This window comes from Clostridium budayi (assembly GCF_055396605.1).
In genome coordinates this window covers 1,869,493-1,885,703 of the sequence record NZ_AP042456.1, presented here as the reverse complement: position 1 = coordinate 1,885,703, position 16,211 = coordinate 1,869,493, and the positions used below count along the sequence as shown (strand labels likewise).

Here is a 16,211-nt window from a genome sequence, read left to right as displayed (position 1 = left end):
GATAATATATGATTAAAGATTCAGTTAGTATAGTGTATCAAATATTATCTACATTACTAGGGTTATTTTCAACTTATATAATATTTGATTTTTTGAAACGGTTCAATAAAACAATATATTATAAAAAATATATTTACATAGTAGCATATATAATATTTACTTTTATTATGTTTAAAATTTCTTATATGCCAGATGAAATTTTAAGAATGATGATAACTATAATTTGTACAGTTTTAGTAGGACACTTTCTTTATAATAATAAGAAAATATTTATATTATATTACAGCATATTTATAGTTATTCTGTTTTCTTCTCAAGTTATAATAACAAGTTTATTTGACATAAGCTTTTTTTATCTAGGTAACAATTTTAGTAGTATTGAAGTACATATGCTTACTCTTTCTACTATAACACAGTTTTTTAGTTTAATAATTTCAAGGTTTTTAATAATATGTTTGAAAAACAAAAGAATAAAAATATTAAGTAAAAAGCAATATTTAAATTTTTTAATATTACCTTTATTTAGTATATTTTATATGGTCACTCTATTAAACTATGTAAGTATGTATATGTCTGCTCAAGATATTGCATTACTTATAGTAAATTTTGTATCAATTATAATTTTAAATATTTTTATTACTAATATATTTCAGTCTATATCAAGAAATAATGAACTGAAAAATGAGGTTATACTTTATGAAAATCAAGCTAAAATGCAATATGATTATTATAGTACTTTAGAAAATAAGTATAAGAATTCTAGAAAATTAATTCATGATATGAAAAATCATTTAAATACAATTGAAGAGTTATATAAAATAAATGAAGGGGATAAAGCTAAAAGATATACTGAAGATATGTACTTGATGATGGATAGATTATATCAAAAATATTATACAGACAATAAAGTGTTAAATATCCTTTTAAATGATAAGGTGCAAAAAGGGGAGGAGTTTAATATTAAATTTATTTGCAAAATTGGTGATGTAGATCTAGATTTTATAAAAGATATTGATTTAACTACTATTTTTGCAAATCTTTTAGATAATGCCATAGAAGCATCTAAAGAAGTTTTAGAAGAAAAAATTATAACACTAAAAATAGATAAGTTTAATCAATTTATAGTTATAAATATAATTAATAGCATTAGTAAAATGCCTGTAAAAGATAAGAAATATTTTAAATCAAGTAAGAAAAATCACAAAGGATTAGGAATTCAAAATGTAAATATAGCTTTAGAAAAATACGAAGGAAATATGAGAATAGATTATGATAATAAAACCTTTAAAGTAAATATTATTATTCCAATTTCCTAGAGATAAAGGAGGAGTTAAAATATATGAACATTATATATTGGTTTACAAGTTTAATAGTTCCATTTACTATGATTTTTATGGGAAAGATACTTGAAAAGAATCCTCCTAAGGACAGAAATGGTGCTTATGGATATAGGACAAAAAGATCAAGAAAGTCTCAAAAAGCTTGGGATTATGCTCAAGTTAAGTGTGGAAACACTTGGTTTAAACTAGGTATAGGGCTATTAATTATAGCCATAGTTTTAAACTTATGTATTCCTATAAAAATAGAAATTTTAAGTATTATTAATATGAGTATTGGAATTTTAGCTTTGATCGTAACAATACCTTATGTTGAAAATAAATTAAAGAAAAAATTTGGGTAATATAAAGGGGTAATTTAAATGGATATGATGGAATTAGGTAGTGTTTTATTTATACTTTTATTAGCTGCGATATTTTGGATATTTAAGCCTATTAGACTTATTGCAGGATTTATGTTTGAATCAGATGAAAAGATTAATAAGTATAATAAGGATAAAGTTTGTAAGTACATATCAATATGGCTAGTATGTTTAAGTTTATTAATGGTAGCTAGTTCTTATTTTAAAATGGACAGTGGTACTGAATTACTTATTACAATAATTATGGTTATTGTATTATTGGTTGTTTTAAATTCAAAGAAAATGAAAAGTAATAAAGGAGTAGTGTAATATGAAAAAGTTATTATCTGTTTTTATGGTATTATTTTGTGGAATTATAATTGTAGGATGTGGTACAAAAAAACTAAGTAGTAATTTTAGTGAGGAAAAGTTAAAAGCAGCAGCTGAAGAAGTTATAAATAATTTAAATAATGATAAATATGATGAAATAGTAAATGGTTCAACTGTAGCTTTAAAAGCACAGTTACCTAAAGATAAAATAAAAGAAGCATGGGAGCCACTTCAAGAACATCTTGGAAAATATAAAGAAATAAGTAAAATATCATTCCAAGAAAAAGATGGACTTGCTATAGTTATTGCAATTGCACAATATGAAGAGGGAACAGTACAATTTACTCTATCTTATGATGAGGATATGAAGCTTGCAGGAATCTATATGAAATAGTAGTTCTAGTTTAAAAGAATATTAATAAATTATAAAAATAAAAGTGGACAGGTGTAAACTGTCCACTTTTTATTTATTATGAATAATGCTTAAGTGTACTAGTATTTTTATATTTAATATAACTCTTCTTCTAAGGCATTTAAAAAATCATATAAAATCTTAGTTCGTTTTTATGCAATGTTTTTCGCAGTTTCAGTATGTTTACTATATATGGAAGAATGTTTATACATTTGATAAAATTATTATAGGGGGTTAAGTAAAATAAAGGGGGAATATAAAAATGGAGGTAGCGAAGGCGGGTTTAAAGAGTTTTGCTATTTATTTAATAATTTTACTTATGATAAGTTTTTCTAGAGAGCATATAGATAAAATATATTTTAATATAATATTTTTTATAGTTAGTTTATCTCTTATAATAATCTTTTTATATAAGATAATAAAATTAAAAAGAAAATATAAAAATATAGATTTAAATAGTATAGTGATAAAGATAAAAACTTTAAATTGGATACGAGATATTTTTCTAATTTTGATTCTTACTATACCAAGCCTTTGCTTGATTTTAGGAGAAACTGATGAAGGATCTTTTATAAATTTTACTGATAGAGCAACAGGGGTATTTTTAATAATAGCATTATTAATGAATCTAATATATGATGTTATAGATAGTAATAAATATATGAATTTAGAAGGATACCTTTGTGAGGGAGAGTTAAAGAGTTGGAATAATATTAATGAAGTAAAGGCTAAGAGGATTTATTTTGGTAATGCTAAGAGGATATATCTTATAGGTGATAAGAATATAAGTTTAATAGAAGTTAATAATAAAGATTATGAGACTTTAAGGGGCTATATAATAAATAATATTGGACTTAATATTAAAGAATCTATGTAAAAGATAATAACTATAAAAATTATTTGACATTTTTTTCATTTCATAATAATATTTAGATAAGATAGATTTCAATAAAAATATAAAAAACGAGGTGCTTTATGAGCGGGGTAGTATCTAAATAGATAAACTTAATAATTAAATAAATCTAAAAAGAAAGGTATAGTATACCTTTGTTTGCTATGGGTTTATTTAGTCAATCTATGAAGATACAACTAGCTAAAAGGTATCCTATTTATATTTGTTAAAAATAGTCCTACTATTTTTATATGTATAAGTGTGAGTTTTAAGCTGTGGAGTGTCCATAGCTTTTTTTGATATATAAGAAGAAGTCTATCTTATGTATCTTTATAGAATTATATAAATTAAAAATAATTTCTATAAAAGGAGATAAAACATGAATAAAAGTACATTTGAGAAATTACAATATAATGAATTAAAAGAGATGGTAAAAACTTATTGTGTAAGTAGTTTAGGAAAAGATTTAATAGATAAATTAGAACCAACTTCTAACTTGAAGTTAGTAGATAAAAGATTGAATGAAACAAGTGAAGGTAGAAAAATATTAGATATGGCAAGCTACATTCCCCTTGAAGGAATATTCAATATAAAAAGTATTATAGATAATATTGATAAAGGAATGGTAGCAGATCCAGGACAATTAATTACTATTTGTGATTTCTTAAGAGGTTCTAGAAAAATAAAAGAATTTATGAAAGATAAATCCTTTTATGCAAAAACTTTAAGTAGTTATGCAGATTCTATATATGAATGTAGAGGCATAGAGGAAGAGATAGAAGTATGTATAAAGGGGAATATGGTAGATTCAAATGCAAGTAAAGAGTTAAAAAGAATAAGAAGACAAATAATTAATATTGAAGAAAAAATTGAAGAGAGACTTAAAAAGTTTTTACAAAATAGTTCTAATAAAAAATATATACAAGAATTTTATGTAAGTAAGAGAAATGATAGATTTACTATACCTATAAAAGCTTCTTATAAAAATAAAGTAGAGGGAATTATTGTTGAGGCATCAGCAAAGGGATCTACTGTATTTATAGAACCAGCTGCTATATCAAAATATACAACCGAACTTACAATATTAAAGTCAGAAGAAGCAATTGAGGAATATAGAATATTAGCAGAACTTACTAACCTTATATTTGAAAAACTTAAAGAAATTAAAATCAATATAGAAGTAATAGCAGAGTATGATATGATTTTTGCTAAAGCAAAATACAGTAAAGCAAATGATGGTATAAAGCCTATAATAAACAATCATGGATATATAAATATTGTAGGAGGAAAACATCCATTATTAAAAGGTAAAATTGTACCTTTAGATTTTAAAATAGGAAAAGATTATAGAAGCTTAATAATAACAGGTCCTAATGCTGGTGGTAAAACTGTAGTATTAAAAACTGTCGGACTTCTTACATTAGCTACATTAAGTGGTTTCCATATTACTGCGAAAGAAGGAACAAATATATCTGTATTTGAAAACATATTTGTTGATATAGGAGATAATCAAAGTATAGAAAACTCATTAAGTACATTTTCATCTCATATGAAGAATTTATCTAATATAATAAATAAAAGTAATAAATCAACATTAATATTATGCGATGAAATAGGAAGTGGTACAGATCCAAATGAAGGTGCAGGTCTTGCAATTGCAATATTAGAAGAATTATATCATAAAGGATGTATTACAGTTGCAACTACCCATTATGGAGAGATAAAGAATTTCTCAGAAGGACATAGCGATTTTGAAAATGCAGCTATGCAATTTGAAAATGATACATTAGAACCATTATATAAATTATTAATTGGGAAATCAGGAGAAAGTAATGCTTTATGGATTTCGAAGAAAATGGGAATAAGGGATTCAGTTCTTGAAAGAGCAAAGAGATATATAAAGGATAAAAATTATAATTTTGAAAAGATTAAAGATAGTAAAGTAAAAAAAGAAATAGAAAATATTAATGAATTATTAGAAGATGAAAAAGAGGTTAAATTTAATATTGGAGATAAAGTATTACTATTAGATTATAAAAAGTCTGGAATAGTATATAAGGAAGAGGATGACTTTAATAATGTAACTGTGTTTTATAATAAAGAATTTATTAAAGTTAATATAAGTAGACTGAAATTAGAAATTAAGGCAACTGAACTTTATCCAGAAAGATATGACCTAAATTCATTGTTTGTAAGTTTTAGTGATAGAAAGCTTGAAAGAGATATTGAAAGAGGATCAAAAAAAGCTCTTAAAAAGATTCAAAAAGAAATGAGAAATAGATAATACTGGATTAGATATTAAATAGTTTATTTATAATAAGATAATATAAAGATTTAAAATCTCTATATTATCTTATTTTTAATTTGATTAATTTTAATATTACTATGTTTAATTGAAATAGAAACAACTATAGCTCCAATTGAGCAGAATAAAAATATAAATGAAATTAAAAAGCTTTTTATAAATGAAAAATACCATATACTAACTATTAAATTTAAGATTATTAAAGTAATAAATAGTTTTAGATTATCAATAAATTTTTCAAAAGGATTAATAAATAATGGGATAATAGCACATAAAATAGTAGTTAGACAAGCAAGATGAAATGGTCCTAGAAATAATAGAAGAAACCCTACATATAAATAAAGTATTAGATTAATAGGTATATTAAAAATAAATATATAAAAATATTTATAATATTTATTTTTATAACTCTATTTAAACTAAATTCAGAAAAAGATTTAAGCTTCATATTCTAAAACTCCTTCAATGAAATAATTTATTTAATTATAACATAATATTACATATAAGTAATAAAATTAAAATATGAAATGGAGATTGATATTTATGAATTTAAACGTAAGAAGAGTAGATAAGAAAAACTTTAAAGATATTTTATCTTTAAAGGTGAAAAACGAGCAAATTGGATTTATTGAAACAACAAAAGAATGTTTAGATGAAGCTAAAGAAGAGAGTTTTTGGAGACCAGTTGGAATTTATGATGATAATACTTTAATTGGATTTGCTATGTATGGCTGTTTTAAGGAGGAGGGGAAGGAAGATAGAATTTGGCTTGATAGATTTTTAATTGATAAAAGATTTCAGGGCAGAGGATATGGGAAACCTACATTAAAGCTTCTAATAGAAAGATTAGTAGGTGAATATAATTGTAATAAAATTTACTTAAGTATATATGATGATAATGTAAATGCCATTAAATTATATGAAGATTTAGGATTTAAATTTAATGGAGAACTTGATATAAATGGAGAAAAGGTAATGGTTAAAAATATTAAAAAGTTCCGTTACATCATCAATTAAATGCGTTCAAATTTTATAATATAGAAGTAGATTTTAGCTTTGAAGTAAAGTTTATAATTCGAAGATATAAATCTTATGAATGAATAATTTAAGAAAAGTTGGTAGGTAATTATGCAATATATGTACCTACCAAATAAGTTTCATTAAATGTATGGTTGTACCATTAACATTAGTAAGAATGTAATCAATAAAGATAAGCATTCTAAAATAATAATCCAAATATATATGAAGCTGGGAAAACTAAAATTAAAGCCGGAAGAAGATTAGCAACATTAATTTTTATAATTTTTAAGATGCTTAAACCTAGGACAAAAGTTAAAATGCCTCCTACAGCAATAAAATCAGATAACATAGTCTGCGAAATAATAGGCATAATTAATTTTGATAGGTAAAACAAAATAGATAAAATAATACACTGAGGAATTACTATAAGATTTATAGCATATCCTAAAGTAGTTGCAAAAATAACTGAAGCAAAAATATCCATAACAGCTTTAGAAATCAAAACAGTCATATCCCCAGTCATTCCTTCGTTAAGTGCACCAAAAATGTTTGTACCACTTGCACAAAAAGTAACAGCAACAATAATATAGAAGTTCATATATTCCTCATAATCACCTTCTATATTAAATTTTAGCTTAAGTATAATTTTTGAAAAAGCATTTTTGATATGTGTGTCTAATTTTATAAGTTCTCCAATAAGACCTCCTAAAATAAGTGATAAAATTACAGCCGGCAAAGACTTGAGTTTTACGCATGATACAATACCAATTGATATTGCACATATTCCGAAAATAATATTTAATGGTTCTTTTATATGATTTGGAATAACAGATTTAAATTTTGAACCTATTGTAGCTCCTAATAATATACAAAAACAATCAATAAATACGCCTGTAGGCATAATAAAACATCTCCTTACAATTTAAATTATTTGTTATTAAAAACAAGCTAACCATTTTTAACATAAAATTATTTATGTGTCAATACATAATAAAAATAAATAATTTAAATAAGAAATATTGTAAATTACAAAAATAATGGATAAAATTTACTAAATAAAATTAAAAGCACAATCATATTTTGGATATATATGAATAGTTGATTAAAATAATAGATAGAAGTGGTTAAATATTAATAATAAAAAATAATTTATAATATATAAAATATTCAAATTTGTAATTATAGTAAATTTATGTTAGAAAAAATAAAAATTAGTTATTAATTACAACTTATTAGTACAAATAGAAGCTATATGTTAAATGATTACAGAAATACTTTAAATGTAAAAAAGTGGTGAAGGGATTTTTAGTGTTATAATAGCTTCAAGGCTTGGATATAAAAGGGTATGTCAAAAGAATAAGATTTCTTTACATAACCTTGTATATCTAAAATGCCTACTAAATATTTTTATTTATTAAGGAGGAGTTTTAGATGAATAAGAATCTAGAAGAAAAAAGAAACAGAACTATAGGAGTAGGACTAAATAAGGTAAGAAAGGTTAGAGCACCAAAGGTTGATAAGACTGCTATTAGTCCATATAACCGTTACTGTGATGGCTATGGAATGCCAGGTGCTTATGGAAATGGATATGTATCAGTTCTTACAGTATCAGTTGGAACAGTTAAAAAGACTGATGACTTTTTATTAGATGGAATAGTTTCATATGATAGAGCTGAAATAAATGATGCTTATGTTGGACAAATTAATATGCTTACAGCTTCATCATTCTGTGGGATTGCAGGACAAGTTTGGGGTCATGATTTAGCAGCACATGAATCAATAGCAAATGATGAAATTAAACCTGTATTTGAAGTAAAACAATATGATGGAACACCACTTAAAGTATATGATGCAAAGCCATTATTACAAGCTGGAATTGAATTATTTGGTACAGAAAAAGAAAGAAGATTCACTACAGCACCAGGTGCTCATGTAATATGTGCAAATAAGAGTGTTACTTCTTATAGACCAAAAGAAAATAGACCATTAAAAGATGGAGAAGCATATGGAGTTTGGTCATTTATTGCAATATCATTATCAAATGATAGAGACCACTGTGCTGATTTATTTATAGAAGATGCTGGACTTTGGACAAAGAATGATAATGAAGAAGATTTATTAAAATTTTTAGAAGAACACAGAAAATCAGTAGTTTGGTCAGTTGTTGAATGTGGAAAGGATTCACACGTATTATTTGAAAGAACTTATGTTGGATTTGCTTATACAATAATGAAACCAGGTGAAATTGGAAATGCTTTAACTTGTGCACCTTATGTGACTCTTGCAAGAGATGCTGTTCCTTCAACTGGATTCCCAAGTTTAAATGAAATTACTCTTCCAGAATGGTTAGATGAAATGGGATTTAAGCCATTAACTGAATGTATGAAAAAATAATCGCCAAAAGTTAAAATAAAGAGAATTTAGGAGGCGGTTATTATGGCAGATAAAAGTAGTAATACTAGTAGTGATAACAACAAAAAGCTTGGGGTAGTTGCCTTAGCTGGTGTTGTTATTAGTGCTATGCTAGGTGGTGGAGTTTATAATTTACCACAAAATATGGCCCAAAATGCTTCAGCAGGTGCAATATTAATTGCTTGGGTTATAACTGGTATTGGTATGTGGTTTATAGCAAATACATTTAGAATACTTGCCGCTGCAAGACCAGATGCAACAACAGGTATATATGCGTATGGAGAACTTGGATTTGGAAAATTTACAGGTTTTCTAATGGCATGGGGATACTGGATATGTAATTCATTTGCAAATGTAGGATATGCAGTACTTTTAATGGATTCACTTAATTATTTCTTCCCAGGTTACTTTAAAGGGGGAAATAATTGGCTATCAATTGCTTGTGGATCATTAGTACTTTGGATTATATATTTTGTAGTTTTATCTGGTGTTAAACAAGCTACTTTTTTAAATATTATTGGAACAATAGGTAAACTAGTTCCTCTTGCAATATTTTTACTAATAGCTGTTATATCATTTAAAGCATCACTTTTCTTTACAGATTTTTGGGGATTAAAAACTGTAGCTTCAGTGCATGACTCTGCACTTGGAGGATTACTTCCTCAAATTAAAAGTACAATGCTTGTAACTTTATGGGTATTTACAGGAATTGAAGGTGCAGTTGTTGTATCTGGTAGAGCAAAATCTCAAAAAGATGTTGGTAAAGCAACATTTTTAGGATTTTTAACTTGTTTATTATTATATACAGCACTTTCACTTTTACCACTTGGTGTTTTCCCACAAGGTGAAGTGTCAACAATGGCACCTCCATCAACAGCAGCCGTTTTAATGGGTGTTATTGGTAAATGGGGAAGCATAATCATGAATGTTGGTGTAATTATAGCAATATTAAGCTCATGGCTTATTTGGACAGTTATGCTTTCAGAACTTCCATTTGCAGCAGCTAAAGATGGTACATTTCCTAAAATATTTAGAAAAGAAAATAAAAATGAATCACCATCATTTTCATTACTTGCATCAACTATTGTTATGCAAATAATATTAATCTTTGTACATTTTGCAGGGAATGCTTGGAATATGATGCTTAGTATAACAAGTGTTATGGCATTACCTTGTTATATTGCTTCAACATTATATCTTTATAAGATAGCTTCTAAAAATGATAATTATCCAAAGATATTTGCAAGTCGTAAATATGCTGTAGTAACTGGTATACTAGGTACTTTATATGGTCTTTGGTTAATTTACGCAGCAGGTCTTGAATACTTATTAATAGCACTTGTAATATATGCTATAGGTATTCCAGTATTTAAAAAAGCTAGAAAAGAAACAAGTCCTAACGCACCTGAATTTACTAAGATAGAAAGATATGTAGCAATTGGTCTTATAATTCTTGGTATTATAGGGTTAGTATATCTATTTAAATTTATGTAATTTAAATATTAAAAGAGCCTTTTCTTAATGGAGAAGGTTCTTTTTTTATTTATATTTGCAATAATATTAAAAATAAATTAATTCAAAGGATATAAAAAAATGAGATAAATAAAGGCTTTAGAGAGAAAAATATACAAAAATTCATAATAATTGACATTTAATTAACAAAAAATTAAATGAATTACAGATAAATACTATGTATAATTTTAAATGGAATTTAAGTAATTGGAAAAACATATAAAATAAGGAGTAAATAATGATTAAGAAAAATTTATTTTTATTAACTAGTGTAATAACTGCAGTAGCAGCATTAGGTTTATCATTTATGGGATTTAAATGCAAAGAGTATAAGTATTATCTAGGGACAGGAATAGAGGCTATAGGAAATAAAGATTATGTCTTGGCAGGTGAAAATTTAAAAAAGGCTTCTAATATATATAACAAAGATAAAGAGGTTACTTCCCTTAAAGAAGTTGTATTAAATTATAATAAAGCAAAAGAAAACTATGATAATGAAGATTATAAATCAGCACATGAAGATTTAAATAAAATACCTAATTGTTATAGTAACTATGATATAAAAGATGATATTGATTCTCTTAAAAATAATGTTGAGATTAAATATTGTGAGCTATGTAAAGCTAAAAATAAATAAAGTATGTAATTTTAGGGGGAATACATATGAAGAAAAAATCTAAGGTGATAACAATGATAGCAATTGTAGTTATTATTGTATTAATAGTAGGAGGAGTTTTTATATATAAAGATACAACTACAAGCAAGTCAGTTAAAAAAGGAACAGAACTATTAAAAGAAGGAGAATATAATAAAGCTTTAGCATCATATGAGCTTGCATTAGATGATAATGAAAATAATAGGGAAGCATTAAACGGAAAAGATATGATAAGTAGTTATCTTGATGCAAAAAAGTATTTTGAAGATGGAAAAATAGAAAAAGCTAAAGAAACGATAGATAAAATTGATGACAGTTATAAAGATATAAACACTTTTAAAGAAGATGTAGACAATCTAAAAAGTAAAATAAATGAGTACATAGAAGAAAATAAAAAGATTACTGAAAATATTAGTAAGGTAAGAGATTTAATTAATAAAAAAGATTTTAATAAAGCTAAAGATTTAATTAATGCTTTAGAAAAAGATAATTTAAGTAGCAGCAATAAAGAAACTTTAAAAGATTTAAAAGGAAGAGTAAATTCTGAAATAAATAATGAAGATAAAGAGAAGAACTCTACTAAAAAGAAAATTTCTTATAGTGACTTTAAAAAGCCTTTTATGACAGAAGATGAAGCAGAAGAGCTTATAAATAATGAACTTGGAAGTGAAAAAGTAAGCTATGGATTTTTAAGAAGTCAAGGAGTACAAGCTACCATGTTATATTATTTTAAAGAATATCAAAATACAGATTATGGAGTAGTTAAGGGGCAAAACTATATTGTAAATGGAACAACTGGAGAAATAACAACTGAAGACGGAGAGTCTGTAATGCCAGCTATTAGATAATCTGTAAAGGAAAAATGGGGGATTAATATGAAGAAAAAACATATAATAATAACTTTAATAGTTATAGTGATAATTATAGCAGCATGTGGAATTGGGTTCTATGTATATAAGAATTCAGCTATAAATAAGCAACTAGAAAAAGCTGATTCATTAGTAAATGATAGTGAATATGATAAGGCTTTAGCACAATATGAGTTAATACTAGATAATGATTCAGATAATAAAAAGGCAAAAGAAGCAAAAGAAATGCTTGAAGAATATTTAGATGCTAAAAAGCTTTATGATAAAGGAAAGCTAGATGAAGCAAAAGAAGCTGTAGAAAAGATAAATAAATCTTATGAAAATTATAATAATTTTAAAGATAATATTGAAGGATTAAGAGAAAAAATTAATGAAGGCTTAAAGACTAATAAAGATGTTGATAGCAATATAAGCAAAGCAAGAGAACTAATAGAAGACAAGAAATATGAAGAAGCTAAAAAGGTTCTTGATAAAATAAATAGTAGTAATTTAAAAGAAAATCAAAAGCAAACAATTGATGACTTAAAAGGAAGAGTAGATTCAGAAATTAAAAATAAGGCAGAAAGTAAAAAGGAAAGCTTAGCTACAGATAGAATGAGATTTTTAAATGAGCTTAATGACATACAAAAAGATATAAACGATATGCCACCTGGAGAGAGTACATTAGAAATGAGAGAATTTGCAGATAACGAGTATAAATTATGGGATAATGCTTTAAATAAAATATATAGATATTTAAAGGATAATTTACCACAAGATAAATTTAAAGCATTAGAAAAAGATGAAGTTAGATGGATAAAAGAAAAAGAAGCTAAAGCAAAGGAAGCAGCAAATGAATTTAAAGGTGGAACAGCTGAACCAGTAATATATACAAGTTCTTTGGCTAATGAAACAAAGGATAGATGTTATAAATTAGTTAATGATTATATGAATTAAAATAATTTAATGTATTTCTAAAAAAGATTGTTTATTTAAACAATCTTTTTTATTTATAAACTCATTGGTTAAATAATACATATATTGAAATTTGAGGTATAATGAAATTGTATTTACTATTTCTTTTAGTTTGAGATATTTTCAAATTTTAATAATAGTAATATTCATATAACTTAGTAAATCTAGAATATAGGAGGAAAATATAAGGGGGATTTATGAAAAAAGTAATTGTTTTGCTTATAGTATTTATAAGCACTATATTTACACCAGTTATAAAGGTATGTGCATCTGATAATTCATATAATGTTTTAGAAGGAAGCAGTTACAAATTACCAAATGATGATCTTAATGGTTTAAAACAAATTCTAAAAGATAAAGAGATAATAGGGGTTGGAGAGGCTACTCATGGTACAAAAGAATTTTTTGAAATGAAACATAGATTATTTAAGTTTTTAGTAGAAGAAATGGACTTTAGAGTTTTTGCTATAGAAGAGAGTATGAGTAATATGGAGTTAATTAATTAATAAAGCTTCTAAGGAAAATAAAATTAGATTTTATGGATTTGATTCACAAGAAAATAATAATGGGTTAGAGACAATTTTGAAAAACTATTATGATAAAGTAGATAGTTTAAGTTTTAAAGAGATGTATAAAAAAACTAATAAAGATGATTATAAAAATGTAGTTTTTTATAGAATTATAGAGGATAACTTAAAGAATAACAAAGAAAAATATATAAAACAAACATCAAAAAAGGAATATGAGTTTATAGAAAAAGCTATTGAAAATATGATAGGCTTTAATAATGATGATTCAGCCTTAAATAGAGATCAGAAAATGGCTAAAAATGTTTCTTGGATTAAAGATTATGAAAAGAAATATTATAACGGTAATAAAATTATGCTTTGGGGACATAATGGACATATAAGTATAGATAAAAGCAAGAAGCAAATGGGATATTTGTTAAAAGAACAATATGGAGAAAAATATTATTCAATTGGTCAAATATTTTATAGTGGATATTTTATGTCTGATTTTAGAACAGAAGAAGAGGGAAAATTTAAAAGATTTTATCTTGCTGAAAGTGAATTAAATAGTGTAAGTGGAAAAATAAATGAATTATATCCAAATGATAATACACTATTTTTTGATTTCAAAGAAGCTAGCAAAAATGAGGAGCTAGATAAAATTTTTAGTAAAAATATGTACGTAAATGAATGGGGAGCAGAAGATGAAAGTTATGCAACTATGCCTAGAGAGAAACAAATAATAAATAACAGATTTGATTCAGTAATCTATTTTAAAAATACTAAAGAAAGTACCTATTTAAAATCAAGTGGAATTTTAAAAGATGTAGAAGTAAGTGCGAAAAAAATAATAAAAACGAATATTATATATAGCATAATATATATACTAATAACCATAATAGGAACACAAATGCATGATAAAAATAAAAAAGATAATAAAGATGAAAATAAGACAGGTATATTATTAACTGCTACGCTAATATATTTTTGTATTGCAGATATTTTTAATAGCATTGTTTTAATGCCCTTTGTTAGTAATAAGGGATACTTAGATATTATAAAAATTATAGTATATTTAGGTTCAATAATTCCAAGTATTTTGATTATTAGAAAAAATAAAATAGGTGTATATGGATATTTTATATTACTTTTATTAAAGATTATTATTCATATAGGTGAAATATCAACAGTTATTACCTATTTGTTACAAGGGGTTATTTTGTTTTACTTTATATATCGTAAGAGAAAGATATTTAATTTTAGTAATGTTTAAATGATGACTTATAGTTGTTATAGGAGGTAAAATTATGGACTTTGGAGGATGGTCTTCGTGGCAAGTTTTTACTTTAATTTTTTGTATTGTTACAGCACTTGTTATTGGGATAGCGAATCGTAAAAATAAGAAATGAGATAAGAATTTTAAAGTCGTATGGGTTAAAAAGATTGTTTTTTAAACAATCTTTTTTTATTTTATAAAGTTTATTGTAAGATTCTAAAAATATAATATAAAATTAAACAATTCATATAAAGAAAACGTTGACAAGAATATCCTTTTAATGTATCATTATGTTAGGAATTGGGTAGTAATTGTTCGGTACAAGCTAAGCCTATTCATTAGTATGTAGAAGATATTTGGAGATATTTTGTGCATTTTAATGAATGGGCTTTTTATTTTTTAATAAATAAACATAGTCATTATACTAGATTGGGAAAATATTAAAAAGGAGGACAAGGCATGATTATTAATAGGATATTAAATAATAATGTTGTAATTACGTTAGATGAAAATGATGAAGAGACAATAGTAATGGGAAAAGGTATCGGATATCAAAAATCAAAGGGCGATACTATTGATGAAGAAAAAGTAAATAAAGTTTTTAAAATATCTAATAGAGAAGTTTCAGATAAATTTCAAGAGTTATTTAATAAAATACCAATAGAACATATGAAATTATCAGGAGAAATAATAGAGTTTGCAGAGAGTAAATTAGATAAGAAACTTAATGAAGGAATTTATATTTCATTAAGTGATCATACCTATACGGCAATAAAAAGAATTAAAAATAATATTACTGTAAAGAATGCTCTTTTATGGGAGATTAAAAGATTCTATAAAAAAGAGTTCGAAATAGGACTTAAGGCATTAGAGCTTATAGAAGAAAAAACTCATGTAAGATTACCATTAGATGAAGCAGGATTTATAGCACTTCATATTGTAAATGCTCAATTAGATATAGAGCAACCTAAAATTCAAGAAATTACAAAGTTAATTGAAGAAATTCTTACTATAGTAAGAATTAACTTTAGAATAGAATTTAATGAAGATTCAGTATTTTATTATAGATTTATAACACACTTAAGATATTTTGCTCAAAGATTATTTTCAAATAAGACATATAATAGTGATGCTGATGAGGAATTAGTAAATATAATAAAGACAAAGTATGCTAAAGAATTTGAATGTGTAAATAAGATTAAGACTTTTATTAGTAAAAAATATAATTATGAGTTATCTAATGATGAATATGTATATTTAACTATACATATTGCAAAGGTTATAGAAGACTCGAAATTATAATATATACATAATTACTATGAAGAGGAGTGATATCAACTAAATTTAACTGTTTATTTATAGCTGGATGGTAACATTAAGTTGGCCA

General features: G+C 25.0%; 16 protein-coding genes. 15 read left to right on the top strand and 1 reads right to left on the bottom strand.

Annotated features, from left to right (window positions below):
• Positions 1–8: 8 nt before the first annotated feature.
• The 7 genes from ACZ5TJ_RS08965 to ACZ5TJ_RS08935 all read left to right on the top strand — a co-directional run bounded on the left by ACZ5TJ_RS08965 (position 9) and on the right by ACZ5TJ_RS08935 (position 6,634).
• A complete protein-coding gene (locus tag ACZ5TJ_RS08965) occupies positions 9–1,316 on the top strand; it encodes a sensor histidine kinase (RefSeq protein WP_464198952.1) in 1,308 nt (435 codons plus the stop codon).
• A 23-nt stretch (positions 1,317–1,339) separates the two neighbouring features.
• Positions 1,340–1,681, top strand: coding sequence for an SdpI family protein (locus ACZ5TJ_RS08960; protein ID WP_464198950.1), 342 nt, complete (start codon positions 1,340–1,342; stop codon positions 1,679–1,681).
• Between the two features lie 18 nt (positions 1,682–1,699).
• Positions 1,700–2,008 carry a DUF3784 domain-containing protein gene (locus tag ACZ5TJ_RS08955; RefSeq protein WP_464198948.1) on the top strand — a complete coding sequence of 103 codons (309 nt, stop codon included), beginning with the start codon at positions 1,700–1,702 and terminating at the stop codon, positions 2,006–2,008.
• 1 nt (position 2,009) lies between these two features.
• Positions 2,010–2,402 carry a DUF3887 domain-containing protein gene (locus tag ACZ5TJ_RS08950; protein WP_464198946.1) on the top strand — a complete coding sequence of 131 codons (393 nt, stop codon included), beginning with the start codon at positions 2,010–2,012 and terminating at the stop codon, positions 2,400–2,402.
• A 280-nt stretch (positions 2,403–2,682) separates the two neighbouring features.
• Complete coding sequence (locus tag ACZ5TJ_RS08945; RefSeq protein WP_464198944.1) at positions 2,683–3,297, top strand: hypothetical protein; 615 nt, start codon at positions 2,683–2,685, stop codon at positions 3,295–3,297.
• Positions 3,298–3,691: 394 nt separating this feature from the next.
• Positions 3,692–5,596: an endonuclease MutS2 gene (locus tag ACZ5TJ_RS08940; protein ID WP_464198942.1), complete on the top strand. Its 1,905-nt coding sequence runs from the start codon at positions 3,692–3,694 to the stop codon at positions 5,594–5,596.
• Between the two features lie 564 nt (positions 5,597–6,160).
• Entirely contained in the window at positions 6,161–6,634 is a 474-nt protein-coding gene (locus ACZ5TJ_RS08935) for a GNAT family N-acetyltransferase (protein ID WP_464198940.1), read from the top strand.
• 202 nt (positions 6,635–6,836) lie between these two features.
• Here ACZ5TJ_RS08935 and ACZ5TJ_RS08930 read toward each other — a convergent pair whose 3' ends face one another.
• Positions 6,837–7,538 (bottom strand): DUF554 domain-containing protein, encoded by a 702-nt coding sequence (locus ACZ5TJ_RS08930; protein WP_464198938.1) that lies wholly within the window; start codon positions 7,536–7,538, stop codon positions 6,837–6,839.
• A gap of 530 nt (positions 7,539–8,068) precedes the next feature.
• On the opposite strand from ACZ5TJ_RS08930, the gene hdcA reads away from it, so the two are divergent.
• The 8 genes from hdcA to licT all read left to right on the top strand — a co-directional run bounded on the left by hdcA (position 8,069) and on the right by licT (position 16,126).
• Entirely contained in the window at positions 8,069–9,031 is a 963-nt protein-coding gene (hdcA, locus tag ACZ5TJ_RS08925) for a histidine decarboxylase, pyruvoyl type (RefSeq protein WP_464198936.1), read from the top strand.
• Positions 9,032–9,073: 42 nt separating this feature from the next.
• Positions 9,074–10,543: a basic amino acid/polyamine antiporter gene (locus ACZ5TJ_RS08920; protein ID WP_464198934.1), complete on the top strand. Its 1,470-nt coding sequence runs from the start codon at positions 9,074–9,076 to the stop codon at positions 10,541–10,543.
• A 256-nt stretch (positions 10,544–10,799) separates the two neighbouring features.
• On the top strand, positions 10,800–11,198 hold the full coding sequence (locus ACZ5TJ_RS08915) for a hypothetical protein (RefSeq protein WP_464198932.1): 399 nt from the start codon (positions 10,800–10,802) through the stop codon (positions 11,196–11,198).
• A 26-nt stretch (positions 11,199–11,224) separates the two neighbouring features.
• Complete coding sequence (locus ACZ5TJ_RS08910) at positions 11,225–12,064, top strand: tetratricopeptide repeat protein (protein ID WP_464198930.1); 840 nt, start codon at positions 11,225–11,227, stop codon at positions 12,062–12,064.
• 27 nt (positions 12,065–12,091) lie between these two features.
• Entirely contained in the window at positions 12,092–13,021 is a 930-nt protein-coding gene (locus ACZ5TJ_RS08905; RefSeq protein ID WP_464198928.1) for a lysozyme inhibitor LprI family protein, read from the top strand.
• 215 nt (positions 13,022–13,236) lie between these two features.
• Positions 13,237–13,545: a hypothetical protein gene (locus ACZ5TJ_RS08900; protein ID WP_464198926.1), complete on the top strand. Its 309-nt coding sequence runs from the start codon at positions 13,237–13,239 to the stop codon at positions 13,543–13,545.
• Positions 13,541–14,821 (top strand): erythromycin esterase family protein, encoded by a 1,281-nt coding sequence (locus ACZ5TJ_RS08895; protein WP_464202302.1) that lies wholly within the window; start codon positions 13,541–13,543, stop codon positions 14,819–14,821. The genes ACZ5TJ_RS08900 and ACZ5TJ_RS08895 overlap by 5 nt, the downstream gene beginning before the upstream one ends.
• 462 nt (positions 14,822–15,283) lie before the next feature.
• Positions 15,284–16,126, top strand: coding sequence for a BglG family transcription antiterminator LicT (gene licT / locus ACZ5TJ_RS08890; protein WP_464198924.1), 843 nt, complete (start codon positions 15,284–15,286; stop codon positions 16,124–16,126).
• Positions 16,127–16,211: the final 85 nt, after the last annotated feature.